The organism is Pseudomonas sp. P4_C3, from assembly GCF_056402075.1.
In genome coordinates this window covers 1-3,004 of sequence record NZ_JBFUIC010000424.1, presented here as the reverse complement: position 1 = coordinate 3,004, position 3,004 = coordinate 1, and the positions used below count along the sequence as shown (strand labels likewise).

Annotated in this window: 2 protein-coding genes and 1 pseudogene; 1 reads left to right on the top strand and 2 read right to left on the bottom strand. The window is 60.9% G+C overall.

Going from position 1 to position 3,004, the window contains the following annotated elements; genetic code table 11:
• A partial coding sequence (locus AC1DVH_RS28805) for a DUF7844 domain-containing protein (protein WP_477756638.1) occupies nucleotides 1–1,604 on the top strand: 1,604 nt, incomplete at its 5' end.
• Between the two features lie 150 nt (nucleotides 1,605–1,754).
• Here AC1DVH_RS28805 and trpA read toward each other — a convergent pair.
• Together trpA and AC1DVH_RS28795 are read right to left on the bottom strand one after the other, a co-directional pair.
• On the bottom strand, nucleotides 1,755–2,567 hold the full coding sequence (trpA, locus tag AC1DVH_RS28800) for a tryptophan synthase subunit alpha (RefSeq protein ID WP_477756637.1): 813 nt from the start codon (nucleotides 2,565–2,567) through the stop codon (nucleotides 1,755–1,757).
• A pseudogene (locus tag AC1DVH_RS28795) lies at nucleotides 2,567–3,004 on the bottom strand (tryptophan synthase subunit beta); the annotation flags it as partial. The pseudogene AC1DVH_RS28795 and the gene trpA, both read right to left, overlap by 1 nt.

Genomic DNA, 3,004 nt, shown 5'->3' with positions numbered 1-3,004 from the left:
CGGTGTTGCACGAGCTGACTCACATCTACGATCGCTCACGCCTGTGGCCGGATGCCGAGCGCAAGCTGATTCAACGCTGCACCCAGCGCAACAACAGCTCAGGGTTGGTTGGCATTCCCGACCAATGCCGGGGCCAGTCGGATCGGCGTTTTACCCTCAGTGATGATCCACGCCTGCTCGATCTCGCCGGTTGGCAGCAATACGTAGGCCGTCGCGGTGAACGCGAACAGCACAACCGCCAGATTGCCCGCAGCCCGGACATCTACGAGACCAGCAGTCCAAAGGAATTCGTCGCGGTCAACATGGAGTATTTCCTCCTCGACCCGAGCTACGCCTGCCGCCGACCCGCACTGTACCGCTACTACAAGGAACATTTCGGTTGGGCGCCCGCTACCAAAAACGCCTGTAATAAAACCTTCGCTTTCCTCAATGCCGGCAACGACTTCGCCAAGACACCTTTGGGCCAGGTCGATCCGGAGCGGGTGTATGCCATTGACTATCTGCTGGCCGAAGCTAACCAGAACCTGTTCAGCCGCTGGGGCCACAGCATGTTACGCCTGGTGATCTGCGCGCCGGGCCGACCACGCGGACCGGATTGTCGACTGGACCTGGACCAGCATCTGGTGCTGTCGTACCGCGCCTTCGTCGGCGACGTACAGCTGTCGAGCTGGGATGGCCTGGTCGGTAAATACCCGTCGCGGCTGTTTATCCTGCCGCTGTCCCAGGTCATTGACGAATACACCAAGACCGAACTGCGCAGCCTGGCCTCCGTACCCCTGAACCTGTCGCGCAACGAGATTGAAGACGTGGTGGGACGTGCCGCCGAGATGCACTGGAGCTATGACGGCAACTACTTCTTCCTGTCGAACAACTGCGCGGTGGAAGAGCTGAAATTACTGCGTGGCGGTACCAATAACCCACAATTGGTGGGACTCGACAACATCATGCCCAATGGTTTGCTGGAAGTGCTGAAAGGCCGCGGGCTGGCGGACACCAGCGTGCTGGACGACCCGCGGGAAGCCTTGCGCCTGGGTTATCGTTTCGACTCCTTCCGCGAGCGCTATCAGGCCATGTTCGAGATCCTGAAAAAGCACTTGCCGATCAAACAGGAAACCGTCGAAGACTGGCTCGAATTGAAAGCCGCGGAGCGTCGGCAATGGTTCGAGCAGGCCGATTTGCGCACCAGCGCGGCGTTGCTGCTATTGGAACAGGCCAGTTTCCGTCAGCAATTGCTGCTGGCCCAGGATGAAGTGAAGCAGCGTTATCTGGGCGCCCGAGAGCTGAAGAATGGCGGCATGGACAAGGCCAACGAGACGCTGAAGGACATTCTCGCCAACAGTGGTTTCCTCAGCCGGCCGGCGGAGCTGCTGGGCACTAACGGTTATGGTTTGCCGCAACCAAGCGAGTGGGAGCATCTGGAAGCGGAAAGCAGCCAGCGCCAGAAGCAGCTCCTGGCCCTGTCCGGGGATCTGGACAAGGAAGTGAGGGCATTGCTTGAGCCGAGCCGTGCCGCCGAGATGGCCGCCAACGAGGCCAACGTGAAGCAGATTGGTGAGCACCTGCGCAAACTGCACAAGGCGTCGGGCGGGATAGAGCTGCCTTGAGACCGCAACCTTGTGGGTGCTTGCTCCCAAAAGGTTTACAGCGTTTAGCCACACACAGCAAAAAGGGCTTCAGAACACAGTCCTGAAGCCCTTTTTGCTGTTTAGTCTGTGCCGCGAGGCTCTAATTCCTCTGTATCAGGAACTTTGCCTTCAGCTGACGCGGGCTTTACGCACGCCATCGGCCAACGCAGAGCACAGGCTCAGCACGCCATCCACGGCTTGTTCCGGGGAGGTGGCATTGGCGATGTGATCGATCAACGCTGAACCCACCACAACACCGTCGGCCAGACGCGCGATGGACGCCGCCTGTTCCGGAGTCCGGATACCGAAACCGATGCTGATCGGCAAGTCGGTATGGCGACGCAGACGGGCGACCGCTTCCTCGACGTGTTCCAGCGTGGCGGCACCGGCGCCGGTCACACCGGCCACCGAGACGTAGTAGACGAAGCCGGAGCTACCATTAAGAACGGTCGGCAGGCGCACATCGTCGGTGGTTGGCGTGGTCAGGCGGATAAAATCCAGGCCCGCGGCCTGCGCCGGGTCGCACAGCTCACTGTTATGTTCAGGCGGCAGATCGACCACGATCAGGCCATCAACCCCGGCCTCTTTGGCTTCGGCAATGAAGCGCGGTACGCCGTACATGTGGATCGGGTTGAAGTACCCCATCAGCACCAGCGGCGTTTCGTTGTTGTCCTGGCGGAACTCGCGAACCATTTGCAGGGTTTTCGCCAGATTCTGCTTGGCACCCAACGCACGGATGTTGGCGAGCTGGATGGCCGGGCCGTCAGCCATCGGGTCGGTGAAGGGCATGCCCAGCTCGATCACGTCGGCGCCCGCCGCTGGCAAGCCTTTGAGGATTGCCAGGGACGTGTCGTAGCCCGGGTCGCCGGCGGTCACGAAGGTCACCAGGGCGGCACGGTTTTGTTCCTTGAGTTCGGCAAAACGCGTTTGCAGGCGGCTCATCAGTGTTTCTCCTGCTTGGACTGCTGTTGCTGAGAGTGTTCCATATGGTGCATCACGGTCTGCATGTCTTTATCGCCACGGCCGGACAGGTTGACCACCATCAGGTGATCCTTTGGCAGGCTCGGTGCGCGCTTGAACACTTCAGCCAGGGCATGGGCGCTTTCCAGGGCAGGGATGATCCCTTCCAGGCGGCAGCACTGGTGGAACGCGGCGAGGGCTTCGTCATCGGTCACCGAGGTGTACTGAACGCGGCCAATGTCGTGCAACCAGGCGTGTTCCGGACCGATGCCCGGGTAGTCGAGGCCGGCAGAGATCGAGTGGGCGTCGATGATCTGGCCATCGTCGTCCTGCAGCAGGAAGGTGCGGTTGCCGTGCAGGACGCCCGGCACGCCGCCATTCAGGCTGGCCGCATGCTTGCCGGTCTCGATGCCGTAACC

Coding starts and splice junctions, on each gene's coding strand:
- trpA (WP_477756637.1), bottom strand. CDS start 2,567: ATGAGCCGCCTGCAAACGCGTTTTGCCGAACTCAAGGAACAAAACCGT.